The sequence below is a fragment of the Pleurocapsa sp. CCALA 161 genome, from assembly GCF_003003995.1.
GTDB lineage: Bacteria > Cyanobacteriota > Cyanobacteriia > Cyanobacteriales > Xenococcaceae > Waterburya.
Map to the genome: position 1 here is coordinate 21,317 of NZ_PVWF01000049.1, position 17,325 is coordinate 38,641.

General features: G+C 38.2%; 12 protein-coding genes. 10 read left to right on the forward strand and 2 right to left on the reverse strand.

Going from position 1 to position 17,325, the window contains the following annotated elements:
* Positions 1–15: 15 nt before the first annotated feature.
* A complete protein-coding gene (locus tag C7B62_RS13290; protein WP_233219948.1) occupies positions 16–1,236 on the reverse strand; it encodes a sigma-70 family RNA polymerase sigma factor in 1,221 nt (406 codons plus the stop codon).
* A 194-nt stretch (positions 1,237–1,430) separates the two neighbouring features.
* On the opposite strand from C7B62_RS13290, the gene C7B62_RS13295 reads away from it, so the two are divergent.
* The 9 genes from C7B62_RS13295 (at position 1,431) to C7B62_RS13335 (ending at position 15,512) form a co-directional block, all read left to right on the forward strand.
* Positions 1,431–3,896: an ATP-binding cassette domain-containing protein gene (locus C7B62_RS13295; RefSeq protein ID WP_106236908.1), complete on the forward strand. Its 2,466-nt coding sequence runs from the start codon at positions 1,431–1,433 to the stop codon at positions 3,894–3,896.
* A 338-nt stretch (positions 3,897–4,234) separates the two neighbouring features.
* A complete protein-coding gene (locus tag C7B62_RS13300) occupies positions 4,235–5,728 on the forward strand; it encodes a sugar transferase (RefSeq protein ID WP_106236910.1) in 1,494 nt (497 codons plus the stop codon).
* A gap of 90 nt (positions 5,729–5,818) precedes the next feature.
* Positions 5,819–7,990: a polysaccharide biosynthesis tyrosine autokinase gene (locus tag C7B62_RS13305; RefSeq protein WP_106236913.1), complete on the forward strand. Its 2,172-nt coding sequence runs from the start codon at positions 5,819–5,821 to the stop codon at positions 7,988–7,990.
* Positions 7,991–8,096: 106 nt separating this feature from the next.
* On the forward strand, positions 8,097–9,320 hold the full coding sequence (locus C7B62_RS13310; protein ID WP_106236916.1) for an O-antigen ligase: 1,224 nt from the start codon (positions 8,097–8,099) through the stop codon (positions 9,318–9,320).
* Between the two features lie 3 nt (positions 9,321–9,323).
* The gene (locus C7B62_RS13315) at positions 9,324–10,595 is read left to right on the forward strand and encodes an oligosaccharide flippase family protein (RefSeq protein ID WP_106236918.1); all 1,272 of its coding nucleotides are present in this window, start codon (positions 9,324–9,326) and stop codon (positions 10,593–10,595) included.
* Between the two features lie 210 nt (positions 10,596–10,805).
* Positions 10,806–11,795, forward strand: coding sequence for a glycosyltransferase (locus C7B62_RS13320; protein ID WP_106236920.1), 990 nt, complete (start codon positions 10,806–10,808; stop codon positions 11,793–11,795).
* A 421-nt stretch (positions 11,796–12,216) separates the two neighbouring features.
* Positions 12,217–13,188 carry a glycosyltransferase family 2 protein gene (locus tag C7B62_RS13325; protein ID WP_106236923.1) on the forward strand — a complete coding sequence of 324 codons (972 nt, stop codon included), beginning with the start codon at positions 12,217–12,219 and terminating at the stop codon, positions 13,186–13,188.
* Between the two features lie 452 nt (positions 13,189–13,640).
* Positions 13,641–14,702 carry an NAD-dependent epimerase/dehydratase family protein gene (locus C7B62_RS13330; RefSeq protein ID WP_106236926.1) on the forward strand — a complete coding sequence of 354 codons (1,062 nt, stop codon included), beginning with the start codon at positions 13,641–13,643 and terminating at the stop codon, positions 14,700–14,702.
* Between the two features lie 3 nt (positions 14,703–14,705).
* Positions 14,706–15,512 (forward strand): WecB/TagA/CpsF family glycosyltransferase, encoded by an 807-nt coding sequence (locus C7B62_RS13335; RefSeq protein ID WP_106236929.1) that lies wholly within the window; start codon positions 14,706–14,708, stop codon positions 15,510–15,512.
* A gap of 54 nt (positions 15,513–15,566) precedes the next feature.
* Here the strand turns inward: C7B62_RS13335 and rodA are convergent, their stop codons facing one another.
* Positions 15,567–16,871, reverse strand: coding sequence for a rod shape-determining protein RodA (gene rodA, locus C7B62_RS13340; protein WP_199194185.1), 1,305 nt, complete (start codon positions 16,869–16,871; stop codon positions 15,567–15,569).
* A gap of 192 nt (positions 16,872–17,063) precedes the next feature.
* Here rodA and C7B62_RS13345 point away from each other — a divergent pair.
* Positions 17,064–17,325: nitrate reductase associated protein (locus C7B62_RS13345; protein ID WP_233219949.1), on the forward strand; the 262-nt coding region annotated here is incomplete at its 3' end.

Genomic DNA, 17,325 nt, shown 5'->3' on the forward strand with positions numbered 1-17,325 from the left:
TTTCTAATTTTTTATTTAATTGCTGTCATAGTAGCTAGCTAACCATTCTTCTAATAGAGAACTGATATTGTCGAGTATGTCGGAGGTTAAAGAAATATGCATAGTTGATTGACTCCACTGGGCCAAAGCCAGCAGCAGTTCTTTTCTTACCCTAGATAATTGACGAGAAATGCTGTATTGCTTGGTGTTTAATTCTTGAGCAATCTCTGCCTGTTTTAAACCCAAAGCATAATAAAATTCCAGTAATTTTTGCTCTTCTGGTTTAAGCTGTTTGATGATGGCGGTCAAAAACTGATTAATGTCGGTATGTTGTTGACTCCGCTGCTCGATTTCCTCTTGAGCAATCATGTCTACTAAGGGTGATTGATCCACTCCCACTAGAGAATCAATAATTTCTCCTGTCTCATAACCAGGCTTAGGCTGATTAATCGAAGCGACATTAGGAAAGAGATAAGAACGCACCGCTTTAACGCAGATCAACAGCCATTTTTCTAGATGTTCACAGGTAACAGCTTCCTGGGATGACAACTGAAGATGACGTTCTTGATTATAAAGATTAGCGATCGCCAACCAGGTTTCTGGTTGTGGTTTTGGTAGCTGGCGAGTGGAAGAGGCTCGTTCGGGAACATAGATAGTTTTAAGACAATTCCAAGCTAAAACATATTGTTCAATTGTTTCTCGATCTAGTCCTGCGTTAGCTAAAGCCTCAATCATTCTTTTTTGGCTCAGTTTACGTAATAAAGACCAATCTGAACAAATATCAATTTCTTTTTGCTGACGCAGCAGTTCGCGAATTAGATTGGCACAAGTAATGCTGGCATAGCTTTTTAAGTTAAATCCTCGTTCGCGGTCAAACCCTTTGAGAACCTTATCGATGCGAGCGATCGCGACTTGAAAGCAATCAGCAACACTATATTGACTGCTGCTAAAACCAGTAATAGTTTTTGTTGCCGACCAAAAGCAAACTTCTTGTAAATAAGCAGTCAAATGTTCTCTTGCCAACCCCGTAGGCTGATGTTGCCAGATCTGATGCCAATATAAAGCCCAAAAACTAGCTGAATTAACCGTTGTTATTGTACTTAAAGATTGCCTCATACTCCGACGCAGACGAGTATCTGTTGCCCAACCAGCAAAGCGATCGTTGTCAAATTGAATAAAAGTAGAAAAGATTTCAACTGTGTCTTGGCGAGGGAGCATTAATCGATTAAAAGATAAATGTAATAGTTGTACCAGCATGAATTCAACAGTCTCACCAGAGCTAGTTTACTCAAAATACGAGATAAGTACTTAAAGTAGTTTGATTTGTTGAGAGTTTCGATATTTCGAGATTATATTCTTCCTAGCAATATTAATTAGCGTAAGACGTATATATTATAAAACTAGGTTTAGTTCCCCATCGTGTTTTTAGATAAATATAAATATTAGACATCATGACTAATAATTATTCCACGGAGACAGTACTGCTCAACGTTGAGACTGAACCCTATATTGAACTTGATAACCAAGGTCAAAAAAAAATTCTCCGTCTAAGTCATGAGCTTAACTACTTGGGTAGAGATCCTAGCTGGGCGAATATGCTAACTCCCAGTGAATGGAATATAGTGTCCCGCAAACAGGCAATTATCGAAAAAGAGGGCAACAACTTTCGGATTTATGATGGCGATCGCCATGAGCAAAAGCCTAGTGGCAACGGTATTTTTCTCCACCAGTCTCGGATTAATTTAACCCAAGGACATCTGCTTAAAAGCGGAGAGCAACTGCATATTGGTCTAGATCCCCGCCAGCAAATAATTCTTACTTACTACAATCCTCAGCAAGGAGAAATGAGTATCCCTAAGGTACGTCGCCTTGTTCTCAAGGGGTTACAAAAATGGCCAGTAGAATTAGGGCGATCGCCTAACAGTACTTCAGCAATTGAATTAGATGCCCCCACGGTTTCTCGTCTCCATGCCATAATTAACCCCGATGGAAAAGGGGGCTATACCTTACAGGATCGCAGCAGCAATGGTACTTTTGTTAACGCAGAGCGTTTAACTAAGCCCTACCATCTCAACAAAGGAGATACGATCCAGATTGGACCTTATGTCTTACTGTTTACAGGGGAAGCATTAGAGTTAACCAATGCTACTAATCAAATTCGTCTTGATGCTCACAAGCTAACTTTTCAGGTACAAGATAAAAAGGGGGAAACTTTCACCATCCTCAATGATGTTTATTTAGTTCTAGAACCAGGACAGCTAGTTGCTTTTGTTGGAGGGAGTGGTGCGGGTAAATCTACCCTAATGAAGGCGTTATTAGGCATTGCACCCATATCTTCAGGCAATGTCTATTTAAACGGTGATAATCTCCGCAAAAATTGGGCTGTTTATCGTTCTCAGGTGGGCTATGTTCCTCAAGACGACATAATTCATAGCGCTTTAACCGTCGAGGAGGTATTGCGCTGTGCCTGTCAGCTACGGCTACCCCCAGACACCAATATCAATCAGGTGATTAGCAGTACTTTAGAACAGATTAAGCTTTCCCACGTGCAGAATACCCTAGTATCTAAACTCAGTGGTGGTCAACGCAAGCGAGTTAGTATTGGGGTCGAACTACTAGCAGATCCTAAGCTATTTTTTTTAGACGAACCAACTTCAGGACTAGATCCTGGTTTAGACAAAGAAATGATGCAGCTTTTACGAGAGCAAGCAGACCGAGGCAGAACTATTGCTTTAGTGACCCACGCTACCGATAATATTGGTATTTGCGATCGCATTGCCTTTATGGGATTAGGGGGCAACCTTTGTTACTATGGCCCCCCAAAAGAAGCCCTCGCATTTTTTCAGCGTAACTGCGGAAATTTTGAAGACGAGCATTTTGGTGATTTTGCCGATATTTACATTGAGTTAAATAAAGGTAAAAATAAACTAGCGATCGCCGAACGGGTACGCTATTGGTCACAAAAATATCTTAATTCTCCCGAATATAGGTCATATGTCCAAAATTCTCTAAGTCCAGGCAAAGAAAACCAACAGGCTGCTAAGTTTAATAGTTCTCAACAAGGAATCTCTCTGTTTGCCCAACTATCTTTGTTATGCCGACGTTATTGGAAGCTAGTTAGTCGAGACCGCACCAGCCTAATTTTAACTTTGTTAGCAGGCCCAATTACTATTGCTCTTACTGGCTTACCTCTGCGTAACGAACAACCTCTCAGCTTTGCCGATCCCCCAAGCATTACCCAAGCGTCTCTAGCGCTACGTCTATTATTTATTTTTAGTTCAATCGCTATTTGGATTGGTTTAGCCAATGCTATTCGAGAAATAGTCCAAGAAGCAGCGATTTATTTTCGTGAACGGTTACTTAATTTACGTCTGATCCCCTATTTAAGCTCCAAGCTAATGATTCGCGGTGGACTGGCTTTAGTTCAAACCTTACTTATTACTGCTGTGGTCTTGCTGATTTTTCAAGACCCTCAATCAAAATTAATTCCTTGGTCACTAGGATTTGCTATCACTACTTTTTTAACTTTACTCGCTAGTACTAGCTTAAGTTTGATGCTATCAGCATTTGTCAAAACTGAGAACGAAGGTAACGGAATTTTACCTCTAGTAATGATTCCCCAAATTATCTTTTCTGGAGTTTTATTTACTCTTCAAGGATGGTCAAGTAAGCTTTCTTGGCTAATGCTTAGTCGATGGTCAATTGGCGCTTATGGTGCTTTGACTGATGTTAATGCCATGGCTCCTCAACCCAACCCTATTTTGAGTGCAGAAGTACTGAATGATATCTTTCAACCCTCTTCAGTTTATGAACCTACCTGGTCAAATCTGATGCTTAATTGGGGGATTTTAATAGTTCATACTTTGATTTACAGCACTATTGCTTTAATTGTGCTGCGTCGAAAAGATATTTTTTAGCTAGATATTTTCTACTAGAGTTTTTCACTTTTTTCTGTATTTAAATGAAGTTACTGTAAATTGTTAGAGTCATTCTATTTGGGGCATTGACAGCGCGATTAGCAGTAGGTTATACATTAATCTGTGACCTAAGTATTTTCTCTTAAATGAATATACTTATTCTGTTCATGTATATACTAATATTAATATTTTTTAAAGTTTGATTATCTTAAAAAAACTGCTGTTAAATCGCTAGTGAAATACTTAAGTAGTTTTAGGATGTAGTTTAGGTAAGAGTTCGTATTGCTATTACTTGATCGATCTGACTCAGAACTTTAAGACCAATTCAAAAGCAAGTTATGTTAGACAAATTCTCTAGTACTCCAGACTACGCGATCAATAAAAAAGATTATTTAGACGATCAGATTATAGAAAATAGAGATCTTCGTTCACCTGGATATTTAAAATTAGCTGAAAAAGAAATTTCCTACAGACTGAAAATAGTCATTTTATTTGTGCTAGATACTTTGGCTCTATACTTAGGATGGCTGGTCGCGTTTGACCATCTTAACCATCGTGGGCAGCACTTGAATTTGTATTTTCTGCAACAAGATCCAGCAATACTTAGTCTATTTTTGACTGTATTAGGATTCGTGATCTTTCTCTTTTCTGCTTACGATTTGTACCGTAAGGGCAATAAAAGCCGAAATCTTTCTAATCCAATCATAGCGGTTTTTTTGGCTCACATAGCAGTTATACCAATGGTGCTAAGATTTTATGAACCATCAGTTCTTTATCAATTATTGATGGCTGGTATAATAACTCTTTCATTGGTTACTGTACAGCGTTTAACTTTAAATTGGACATGGTCTTATGTCCGCCAAAAATACTATCCTTTAAAACAAAGAATTCTTTTAATTGGTAATCCAGAAGAATTGAAGAGTTCAAAAACCTTACTAGAAAGTAGTGAGGTCTATCTAATTGCGGGACAGCTAGATCTTTCCAAATTTCACCACGATGAAGCACTTCACCATGCTCTTGATAAAATTAACTATAAAGAGTTAGACGAAGTGTTTATCTGTTCTTGGGAAGCAGTTAAAGGAGCAGCTAGTCTGTACTGGAAATTAAGAACAATTGGTGTTAACTGGAGAATTTTGCCAATCAACATCAAATTGCCCGCAAGACAGGCGGAAATTGCCACAATTATTGGCGTACCAACGATTAGGTTTGCTCAATCAGCAATTGTTGGGATTGACTTTTTCAGCAAGCGAGTTTTTGATATTTTGGTGTCTTCTCTATTGTTGGCAATAATCGGCTTACCCTTGTTGGTAATTGCCCTATTAATTAAATTAGATTCACCAGGGGCGATTTTATATCGACAGACGCGAGTTGGTCTCAAAGGAAATCACTTTAAGATCTGTAAGTTTCGTACCATGGTAGAAAATGCTAGTGAACTACAGCAAAAACTTGAGGCACAAAACGAGATCCAGGGAGGAATTTTATTTAAAATAAAAGATGATCCGCGTATTACTCGGATTGGTAAATACCTGCGTCGCTATAGTCTTGATGAACTACCTCAACTATTCAATGTCTTGCGAGGAGAAATGAGTTTAGTTGGGCCAAGACCATTGCCTGTTAGAGATGTAGCCAAATTCTCTCAAGACCACTTTTTCCGACAAGAGGTCTTGCCAGGAATTACTGGATTGTGGCAGGTTAGCGGCCGCTCTGATACTGGTTCTGATGGGGTGTTTGATCTGGACTTTGAATATATTGAAAACTGGTCTTTAGGGCTTGATTTTAAAATTTTACTCCAGACTGTTCAGGTTGTCTTTCAAGCTAAAGGTGCATATTAATAATTGCGAACTCTACAGTCTTCGGCTGGCGATCGCTTAATTTTCTAACATAAATAAAATTAATACAGTAAATTCATCAAATTGAAATTTATGGATTCTAACTTACCAATTGGCGAGCATATAGATTTTAGTCGTTACTGGCAGGTAGTCAGACGACACTGGATTCCAGCCAGCGCAACTTTTGCTGGGGTTCTTGCTCTTTCATTAATTGCAGCTTTAGCATCAAAAAATATTTATCAAGCTGAAGCGAGATTGCTCATTGAGCCAGAGCAAACCTCACGCCGTATCGGTATTGAGGATGGTAATCCTGAAGTTAAAAAAACCGTTTTAGAAAAAGATCCGATTGAAACTGAAGCTGAGATCCTCGGTTCAAGAACTATTGTTGAAAAAGTAATTCAAGAACTCGACCTTAAATCAGAAAAAGGTGAGCCTTTGACCTATAAAACTGTCAAAAAAGCGCTCAAGGTTGAACCTGTTATCGGTACTGATTTATTACAAATATCCTATGAAAATTCTGATCCTGACGTAGCTGTTTCTTTTGTTAATCGGGCAGTAGAACTTTACTCTGATGGTTATGCTCTATTTAATAGTGAAGCAGCGCTCAAAGACGGAGATTTTATCAAGCAGCAGTTACCAAAATTAGAGACTGAGGTGGAAAATGCCGAAGCAAATCTGCGCAACTTTAAAAATCGCAATGGTATTTCTGATCTTCAAGGGCAAATTACCGCCGATATTGATTCAGTTGCTCAAGTAGAAAATCAAATTAATCAGGTAAGCGCCGATTTAAACGACGTTAATGCCCGTTATAATAGATTGCAGAGTCAATTAGGAGTAAGTTGGCAAGAGGCTTCAGCAATCAGCTCTTTGAGCCAATCGATCAGTCTACAAGAAACATTAGCTCAACTCCAAAAAATTAAGGTAGAGCTTGCTCAAAAAAGTAATGTTTTATCCGACAGTTCTCCCCAAATTATTAGTCTGAAAGAGGAACAAGCAGATTTAGAAGACTTGTTAAGGCAAGAAGTAGCTGGCACTTTGGGTCCTCAACAACAAGGACTAGCAGGGCAAATTAATATTCTCAGATTAGGAGAATTAAAGCAGGGGCAGCTGACCGAGTTTGCCGATCTCGGGTTACGAAAAGAAGGTTTAGAGCAGAGATTAGCATCCCTAAAAAATTCTTACAACAACTATCAAAAAAGGTCAAATCTTTCTCCTCAATTAGAAGAGCAACAACGACAACTAGAGCGCAAGCTCAAGTCTGTAACCGAGAATTATCAGACTCTTTTAAGTAAGGCTAATGAGATTAGTATTCGTCAAGATTACAAAGTTGATAAAGTTCGAGTGATTTCGGTAGCAGCTCTGGCAGAAGATCCCGTTAATCCTGATGCTAAAGTAATTGTCGCAGCAGGAGCAATGATGGGGCTGCTTTTTGGTACGGCTTTAGCTTTTCTTTTAGATCTCAAAGACAACACCATCAAAAATACTCAAGAAGTAGAAAACATGTTTGCCTATCCCCTTCACGGGGTGGTACCAGATCTTAGTTTGGGTGGAAATAACCAACAGTTTCAGCTTCCTGGGAGCGAAAAGGCAAATCTGCCTGAACAGATTGTCAGCGAAGTATCAATGATGCCTCTAAAAGAAGCATACCAAAATATTCAGGTTAATCTAAATCTGCTCGATGCTGACGCCAAGAAAAAAGTGATTGCGATCACTAGTTCAGTACCGCAAGAAGGAAAATCTTCGGTATCAGCCAATCTGGCCGTAGCGCGATCGCAGTGTAGTCAGCGTATTTTGTTAATTGATGCAGATATGCGTCGTCCCACTCAGCATCATATTTGGGAAATTTCTAACCAGATTGGTTTAAGTGAAGTTTTATCAGGAAAAGTATCCTGGTCAGAAACAGTTCAAAACGTGATGCCTAATCTTGATGTTTTGACTTCTGGTTCAATGCCAAATAATCCCATAGCACTGATCGATTCACCTTCTTTTCTCAATTTCATCGCTGAAGTAGCTCTCAAATACGATCAGGTTATTTTTGATACTCCGCCAATCCTTGGCATTGCTGACACCAGAATCATTGGCAAGGTTGTCGATGGTTTTTTGTTTGTAGTTCGCCCAGGAGTAGCAGACTATAACAGTGCTAGCGCCGCCAAAAAGATGCTTGACAGTACTGGGCTAAAAGTTTTAGGCGTAATTGTCAATGGAGCTGATATGAAGCAAGAGCCTTATCATTACAGCAGTCACTATTATGCTAATAAAAAGTAGTTAAAGTAGTTAGATAACTATATTTTATTTAATTAAATCTTGACTTAGTTTGCCTACTTTGAACCATAAACAGCAAAGGCGTTGTTATTCTTAAATTAAGAGAAGCATGAAATTATCAATTCGTCCTTGGGAAAATGCGTTTGCAGTGGCTTCTTTGCTGTTATTTTCCCAAGGATTTTATAGCCTGATTTTAGGGGCATCAATTGGTGGAAAAGAAGGAGATATAGATAGTGCGGTGCTACGCTTTGCTTTTATCTTAATTTATCTCATTACCTTTGCCTTGTTAGGCTTTCGCTTGCCAAGAACAGTCGCATTTCTCAAGACCAATTGGTGGCTGCTGTTTTTGCTTGGACTAGTAATATTTTCGATTTCCAAGTCTTCAATTCCTGATATCAGCCTAAGAAAAGCGATCTCTCTAATCGGTACTAGCGCATTTGCCCTGTATTTAGGGTCAAGATACACCTTTGAAGAGCAGTTAAAAATCTACAGTTGGAGCTTTGGGATAGGTTTGTTCTGTAGTTTTCTGTTTGCTTTAATCATTCCCACTTATGGAATAATGCCTTCTGGTGATTGGCGGGGCATTTATCCGCATAAAAATGGTTTGGGAGAAGCTATGGTTATGAGTTTTCTCACTTTTTACTTTCTATCTATTTCGACCAAGCAATATCGAACACTATTTAAAATTTGTTGCTTACTTTCGGTCCTGATCATTTTATTCGCTCACTCGGCAACATCTTTGATTAGCGTGATGTTTATTTTTACGACAGCCCAAGGACTAAAACTGATTTCTTTTAGATCAAAAAAGAGAGTATTCGCCCTGTTGCTCTTGTTAATCCTAATTGTGGTATCTCTATTCCTGATTATGATTAATTTTAATACGATCTTAAATGTCTACGATCGCGATATTACTCTTACAGGCAGAACTCCTTTGTGGGCAGATCTCTGGGGTTTTATCCAGCAACAGCCCTGGTTTGGTTATGGATATGGTGCATTTTTTTCTGGCTCACACAGAGAAACAGATATAATTTGGAAAGTTCATACTTGGATTCCTCCACATGCACATAACGGCTTTATTGAAATTTGGTTAGATATAGGCTTAATTGGGCTAGCTGTGTTTAGCATTAACTATTTTGGCTGTATTTTTAATTCACTATTTAAATATTTATTGTTTAAAGACCTGAAAATGCTCTGGATTCTCTTGCTTTTACTCTATACTATATTTTTTAACCTCACCGAAGTATCTTTCTTGAGCCAAAGCACGCTCTGGATTATATCTTTAGCAGCAATCTACTCCATGAAAACAACCTCGAAAATCAAGTCTTTAAATTAATTGATGCCAAAAAAAAAAGCCTTAGCAAAAATTCAGCAACTAGTTAACAGTGGAAGATTTAAAGATTCATTGGCACTTTTTCAATCTTTCATTTTACAGTTAATCGTTCAGGGGATTTACTTTATAATTTTAGCCCGTACCTTTGCTCCCGAAAAATATGGGGCTTATGTCGGAATAGTTGCTATAGTTTCTGTGTTCATACCTTTTGCTAGCTGGGGTAGCGAACAGATCATAATTCAAAATGTTTCTCGGCAAAGAAGTGCATTTCGCGAAGCGTGGGGGACAGGAATTTTAAAAACGCTTGTTTTTGGTTCAATATTTATAAGTTTAATTTTAATAGGTTATAGTTTTTTTCCTATACCTGGAATTTCTCTTGAGATTGTCTTCGTTGTTGCTTTGGCTAATTTAATCTTTTTAAGATTAAACGATTTAGTTCGAGACAGTTTTGTCGGCGTCGGGATGCTCGGCTATACAGCAAAAATTATGTTTCTGCTGTCATTAAACAGATTTGTTGGTGTTTTAGTTTTAATTGCCTTATTTGACCACCCCAGTCTTTTAGCCTGGACAAATATTTACTGTTTTGCCACCTTTTGTTCTGCGGTTATCTCAACTTATTTACTAGTGAAGCAGATAGACTATCCTCAGTTTATCTTCTCAAAAATCAAAAAAGACCTCAAGTTGGGTTTTTCCTTCGCAGTGGGAATTTCAGCTCAAACTATTTATAACGATATTGATAAATCCATGCTGGCTAAGTTATCAACCCTAGAATCTGCTGGGATTTATGGGGCTGCCTACCACATTTTAAGTGTCTCCTTTACACCGATTTTGTCCTTGGCAATGGCTTCGTTTAGAAACTTTTTTCAGCAGGGAGTTTCAGGAATAAAAGGTAGTTTTGCACTATGCAAGAAATTGCTCCCAATGTCTTTAGGCTATTCCCTCATAGCTGTTGTCGGACTGGCGATTTTTGCCCCTTTTGTACCGTTAATTTTGGGTTCTGAATATGCCGATTCAGCAACTGCTTTATTGTGGCTCTCTCCCACAATTTTCTTTAGGACGATGTACATATTTGCAGCCGATACTTTGACAGGAGCAAATTTACAAAAGGTTAGGAGTGGATCGCAGGTATTAGTAGCAATTGTTAATGCTTTTCTGAATTTTTTGTTGATTCCTCGATATAGTTGGCGTGGTTCTATTTGGGCAACGCTGATCGCCGAATGTTTATTGATGGTTATTTTGTGGAGCGCTGTCTATTTTTATTCTAGAAAATCAGCTTAAGCTGATTTTATAACATTTATGACATTAAATAATTACCAAATGAAGTTAATTTACACGTATAATTAACCAAGGAAAATTTATAAAATCAGTCTCATCGTCAGAATTATCTCAACAGCTTTCTATTACCATGTCTTAATCGATATATACACATTAAAACGATATTTTAGAAGATTAGATTGTGTAGCAACAACCCATTAATCGATTCAATTAATGCTAGAAACAACACCTCAAAATAAACCTAATGGTTTATTTATTGTTTGGAAAAACTATCAGCGAAGACCAGAAGTGCTAGCTTCTCTATTAAATTGTGAACTTAAATTCTTTCCTCATCTGTTTAAAAGTAAATATCTTCGACTTTTAGATTATTTATTTAAACTAGTGGTCAATATTAAAGATATTCTGCTGATAAAACCTGATTTTGCGATCGCCCAATGTCCACCCACTTTTAGCGCCCTACCCGCATTAATCACCAAAACTCCTTACCTCATTGATGCTCACAACCCCTTATTTCAGGTAAAGATGTGGCAAAAATTGCCTTTTTCCCAAGCTATTTTAAATAATTCTCTGGGGATAATTGTCCACAATACTGAGATGTTTGAGCTAGTTAAAGGTATGTATCCCTCAGCATCACTGTTTACGATTTGCGATCCCATTAAGGCGATCGCGCCGTCTTCTCCTCCCAAACGCGTATCAAAACAAATTTTGGTGATTGCCTCTTTCGATCCTTGGGATGAGCCTGTAGAGTTGCTGATCGAAAGTATGAGAAGACTCAGTGAATACAATTTTGTCATTACCGCTGATGTCAACAAACTTGATGCAACAACTGCCAGCAGCTTACAACAGTTGCATAACGTTACTTTGACGGGATTTTTGGCAACCAAAGATTACCATCAGGTTTTGTGTTCCAGCCTGGCTGCTTTAGTGCTAACTACTAGTGATGCTACCCAACCGAGTGGTGCTTGTGAAGCTCTATCTTCTGATACTCAACTAATTATTAGTCGCACTTCACTGACAGAAAAACTGTTTGGAGAATGGGCGGTGTTGGTTGACAATCAGGCAGAGTCAATTGCGGAGGCTGTTCGCTCTTTGTCAGTTCAAGAATTAAACCTAACTACACATCGTCAAAGATGGAATACGTCAATACAGTACGAAATTACTCGACTTTTAGAGTTAATTGAGAAACAGCATTGCAATCATTAGAATAGCTCATTATCTAAGCTGATTCATTAATCATTCACTTCAGCTTTATTAATCTAGTTAATAATTAAATTTGCAGGATAAGGGTATTTATTTCCACATATTTTCTCTTAGTTGCGCAAATAATAATATATTGTAAAGTGCATATTATCAGAGTGGATACTAAGTTACAATCTTTACCTAAATATGAACCACAATATAGTTAAATTACAATGACAGTATTTAAGCGAGAAAATTTAGGCAATCAAAGATTAGCTTAAACATAAATACGAGCTTTGAGGCAAAGTAAAACTTTAAAAATAAAAGTAGTACTATTATCTTGCTACCAATTGACTGTAGATCGCTTAATCTGCAATCTAATTCATAATTCATCAGTGGCATTGTTGCCCTTACGCCTTCTTTAGGACAATAGACATAAGAATACATGAGAGTTGTAGAAAACGAGATCCAAACCTTAAACAATGTCCAGCCTACTAAAATTGCTATTTGTGTAATTACCTGTTTCCGACCAGACGGACTCAAGAGATTGCTCGAGGGGGTGGCAAGACAAAAATTTACCAAAAATCCAACGCCAGATATTAAGCTGGTGATTGTGGATAATGATGCCGAAGGTTCAGCTCGAACTGTTTGCGATGAATTTGTGGGTCATCATGAAATACAGCTAGTATACGAGATCGAACAGCAAAGAGGCATTCCCTTTGCTCGAAATCATTCAGTAGACCTAGCCAAAAATGATGTAGATTTTATTGCCATTATGGATGACGATGAAGTGCCTGCTGAAAACTGGCTAGATGAATTGATGGCAGCTCAACAGGAGTTTTCTGCTGATATTCTGACGGGTCCAGTGACACCTCATTTTGTTAAACAACCTGCTGATTGGCTTAAGAGCTTTTTTGGCACTGGCAATTTAGCCAATGGACAAAATTTGTGTCACAACTATGGATATGCTTACACTAGTAACCTTTTTGCTAAGGCAGAATTGTTTCAGCATATTCGTTTTGATGAGCAGTTTCGTTCTAATGGAGCGGACGATACTCATCTATTTATGCAGGTTTATCAAAAAGGATACAAGGCTATCTGGGCAGATAAAGCTTTGGTCACAGAATGGCTTCCAGCTAGTCGAACTAATTATAAATGGCTGTGGCAAAGAGCTTATCGACGCGGAAATGGATTCGCCTTTTGTGAATTGGTTCAAAATCGCTCGATAGGAACTAGAATTCAGCGATTTGCTAAAGGTGTTTTTCGCTTAGTCCAGGGTATATTAACGGCAGCTCTATCTTTTGGTAGTAAAGCAATATTCGTCAGAGGCATTCAAACTTCATTTTTGGGAGCTGGCATGATTACTGGCAGTCTTGGCAGTGAGTATCAAGAATATAGAACTATCCACCGTGTTTAGCTGGACAACCGCGCTATTTTAAGTAGCTAAGAAGAGTATAGGTGAATCCTTCCCCAGTCATGCTATTTGTCGTCAACATTTAAGAATTTTATCTCAATAATTACTGTCATCAAGCTCATAGCTAATTTTTAACCTGAGCTGATCCAAAAAATTAACTCCCTGGTTAAATAAACTGTTAATTATTTGACACTCTGGGCTATTTTAATTGATGATTTGCTGATTAATAAAATCTATAACTATGGTGGCTTTTTTTCTCAGCATTTTTACCGATTAGTTATCGACATATTTATCAATCCAAGCTATTATGGCAATGACTTGGTGGTAAATATACTTAATAGTAAATACTTATAACTCATTTGAAACTTATTAGATTTCAACTCTAAAATTCAAATAACAGTTGGGTAATTGAAAGAAATAAGCAGTCAAAAAATAAAGCTGAATTAAAGTTAAATATGGGTGTAGCAATTATTACTGGTTCTGCTGGTTTGATCGGCTCAGAAGCCGTCAGATTCTTCAGTAGCTTGGGAATGGATGTTGTGGGTATAGATAATGATATGCGTAAGTTTTTCTTTGGAGAAGAAGCTTCAACCAAGTGGAATCGCCAAAAATTAGAACAAGAAATTAATAACTATCAGCATCGTGAAGTAGATATTCGCGATTACGATGCCATTAAACAAATATTTCAACACTTTGGTAATGATATATCCCTAATCATTCATACAGCAGCTCAACCATCTCATGACTGGGCTGCTCAAGACCCTTTTTCTGACTTTACAGTTAATGCCAACGGCACATTAAATCTGCTTCAGGCGACTCGCGAATATTGTCCAGATGCGGTTTTCATCTTTACTTCTACTAACAAGGTTTATGGAGATTTACCTAACTTTTTGCCTTTAAAAGAATTAGAAAAACGCTGGGAAATTGAGGCGACTCATGAATATGCTCAGGGAATACCAGAAAGTATGAGCATCGATCAGTGCAAACATTCTTTGTTTGGGGCTTCTAAAGTAGCGGCTGATGTACTTGTACAAGAGTATGGACGTTACTTTGGGATTCGCACTGCTTCGTTTAGAGGAGGCTGTTTAACGGGACCTAATCATTCGGGAACAGAATTACACGGATTTCTAGCCTATTTAGTTAAGTGTACCGCGATCGGCAAACCATACACTATTTATGGCTACAAAGGAAAACAGGTTCGCGATAACATCCACTCTTCAGATTTAATATCTGCCTTTTATGAGTTCTATAAAAATCCTCGCGTAGCTGAAGTTTACAACATTGGTGGTGGCAGAGAAAGCAACTGTTCAATGCTTGAGGCGATCGCCATTGCTCAGGAACTTTCGGGCAAAACATTAGATTACTCATATACAGACATTAATCGTAGTGGCGATCACATTTGGTACGTTAGCGACTTATCCAAGTTTAAATCTCACTATCCAGATTGGTCACTTAAATACGATATCAAGCAAATTTTGTCAGAGATTTATGAAAGCGGTATAGAAAGATGGAATTGAAACATGATTAATTTAGGAAAATATTCAATCTTAGGGATTAACGTTAATGCCGTCGATTACGAATCTGCGGTATCAAGCATTACTAACGCAGCTAAAAATAAGCAGGCATTTGCTGTAAGTGCTTTAGCAGTACACGGGGTCATGACTGGTTTTCTGGATAGTACCCATGCTAGACGCTTGAATGGTCTTGATCTGGTTGTTCCTGATGGGCAACCTGTAAGGTGGGCGCTATCTGGAATTTATAAAAAGCAGTTGCCCGATCGCGTTTATGGACCAAACTTAACTCTTAAAGTAGCGGAATCTCTGGCAAGAGAAGGACTAAGCGTTTATTTATACGGTAGTAAAAAAGAAACCTTAGCAAAATTCGCTGATAACCTCCAACGGCTTTATCCTAGATTTAAGATTGCAGGAATGGAAGAATCTAAGTTTAGAAGGCTTTCAACCGATGAGCGTTTAGAGTTAGTTGCCAGAATTAAGGCTTCTGGTGCTAGTGCAGTGTTTCTTGGCTTGGGCTGTCCTAGACAAGAAACTTGGGCTTATGAATATCGAAATTTACTCAACATTCCTATTTTGGCAGTTGGTGCAGCTTTTGATTTTCATGCAGGAACTTTACCTCAAGCACCAAAATGGATGCAGGACGCGGGTTTAGAATGGCTGTTTCGTCTCATTCAAGAGCCTAAAAGACTCTGGCAGCGTTATGCTATTCTCAATCCTCTATATGTCTGGCATGTTTTGCAGCAATATTTAGGTTTAAAGAAGTTTGCCCCAACTATGCCTGATGGTCAAGAAAAGATCGAGTCTTATGGCTAGTTAAGCAAGTAATCTGGCGATCGCCAAATCAAATTTATTGTTGATTAAACTTGATCAAACGCGATCGCCACGTACCTTTTCTCGATGGTTAGCGACAGACTCAACCAAACCGATGCTGATAAAGGTTGTTAACAGAAAAGATCTCCCGTAGCTCATCCAAGGTAGGGGAATACCAGTAATTGGTGTTAATCCAATCGTCATACTAATGTTAATCACAATCTGAAAGGCAATTATAGCTAGAGTTCCGATCGCCAATAAAGAACCAAAATCATCCTTTGCCGTAGCTGCAATCCAAAGTAAACGAACGCAAATTAGCCAAAAAAATGACACAAGAAGGATACAGCCAATAAAGCCAAATTGCTCGCCAACGGCAGAAAAAATAAAATCAGTATGCTGTTCGGGAATAAAATCTAGCTTAGTCTGAGTCCCTTGGTGCCATCCTTTACCCCAGAATCCACCCGCACCGATCGCAATTCGTGATTGAATCAAGTGATATCCTCCACCTAAAGGATCTTGTTCGGGATCGAGAAACAGAGTTAATCGTGCTTTTTGATAATCTTTTAAGAGATTCCAAAACACAATAGCTAACTCCACCGCCCCTAAATTAATTATTAAAGCACTAAGGGTAGAAATTATTCTGTTGGGTAAAGTTAACCAGGCGATCGCCATTACTAGTAAAACCCAAAGGATCCAGCCTGGAAGATAAAGACTATAAAGGATAGCTGAAAACAGTGGAGAAACCAGCAAAATCAGCCAGCCTATTTTAGCATTTGCCCAATACAGCATCGTGATGACGATCGCCCCAAAAACTAAAGATGTTCCTAGATCGGGCTGGATAAATACTAAACCCCAAGGAACAGCCGTAATGGCTAAAGTTCTCAGGATAGTTTTTAAATTCGTACCGTCCTGATTATGTAATAAAGCTGCTAAAGTAATTACCATCGCAATTTTGGCAAACTCAGAAGGCTGAACATTAAAACCTGCAACATTAATCCAACTTTGCGCCCCGTTTGCCGATACTCCTGTAAAGATTACGGCAATTAGAGAAATATTAGTTAGAGCATAAATCAACCAGTGCCAACGCAGTAATATTAGATAATGCCAACGAGCAACAACCAAAGTAATAATTAATCCCACTGCGCCAAATAGCCAATGTTGGTAACTGTAGTTATGTTTTCCAGCCAACTCGGTACTATAAATTGTAAATCCACCAAATACAGTTACCGCGATCACTGATAACAGTAATAGCCAATCAAGCTGCCGCCAAGGATTGAGCCAAAACCAGCCCTGTTGTCTTAAGGATCTAAGTTTAGACTTAACAGTATTTGATTTGCTGGGTTGAAGACGAGATTTAATCACTTTATAACTAGATAAATAGGTGAATATTAATAGTTGCTATATTTCACCCTAATTAAGGTACGCAACTAAATAACTACATATATACTTGACTATATTGATCTGCGATACTGCTGATTTTATCGACTATTTAAATTTTGGCAAGTTAAATCGGTGTTGCTGATTGAATATTGAATATGATGAAAATTAAAATTGATGGGAAGTATTAAACCTCAACCACAAGAGCCAAAATCAACAAATTATTTTCAGTTTGAAGCAGATTTTGTTCACACTCTACAATGTATTCCGATGTTAGTCAGGATGAAGCTTGATAACTGTGGTGTTAAGCTAAAACTGTTTCACTGGAATCAATTTAGTCAAGCTGAACGCGAGACTTTAGTAAATTTGCCCTGTAACACTTCTAGTGAATGTCAGACATACCGTCAGTGGCTACAAAACTTAATCATTGCTAAAACTG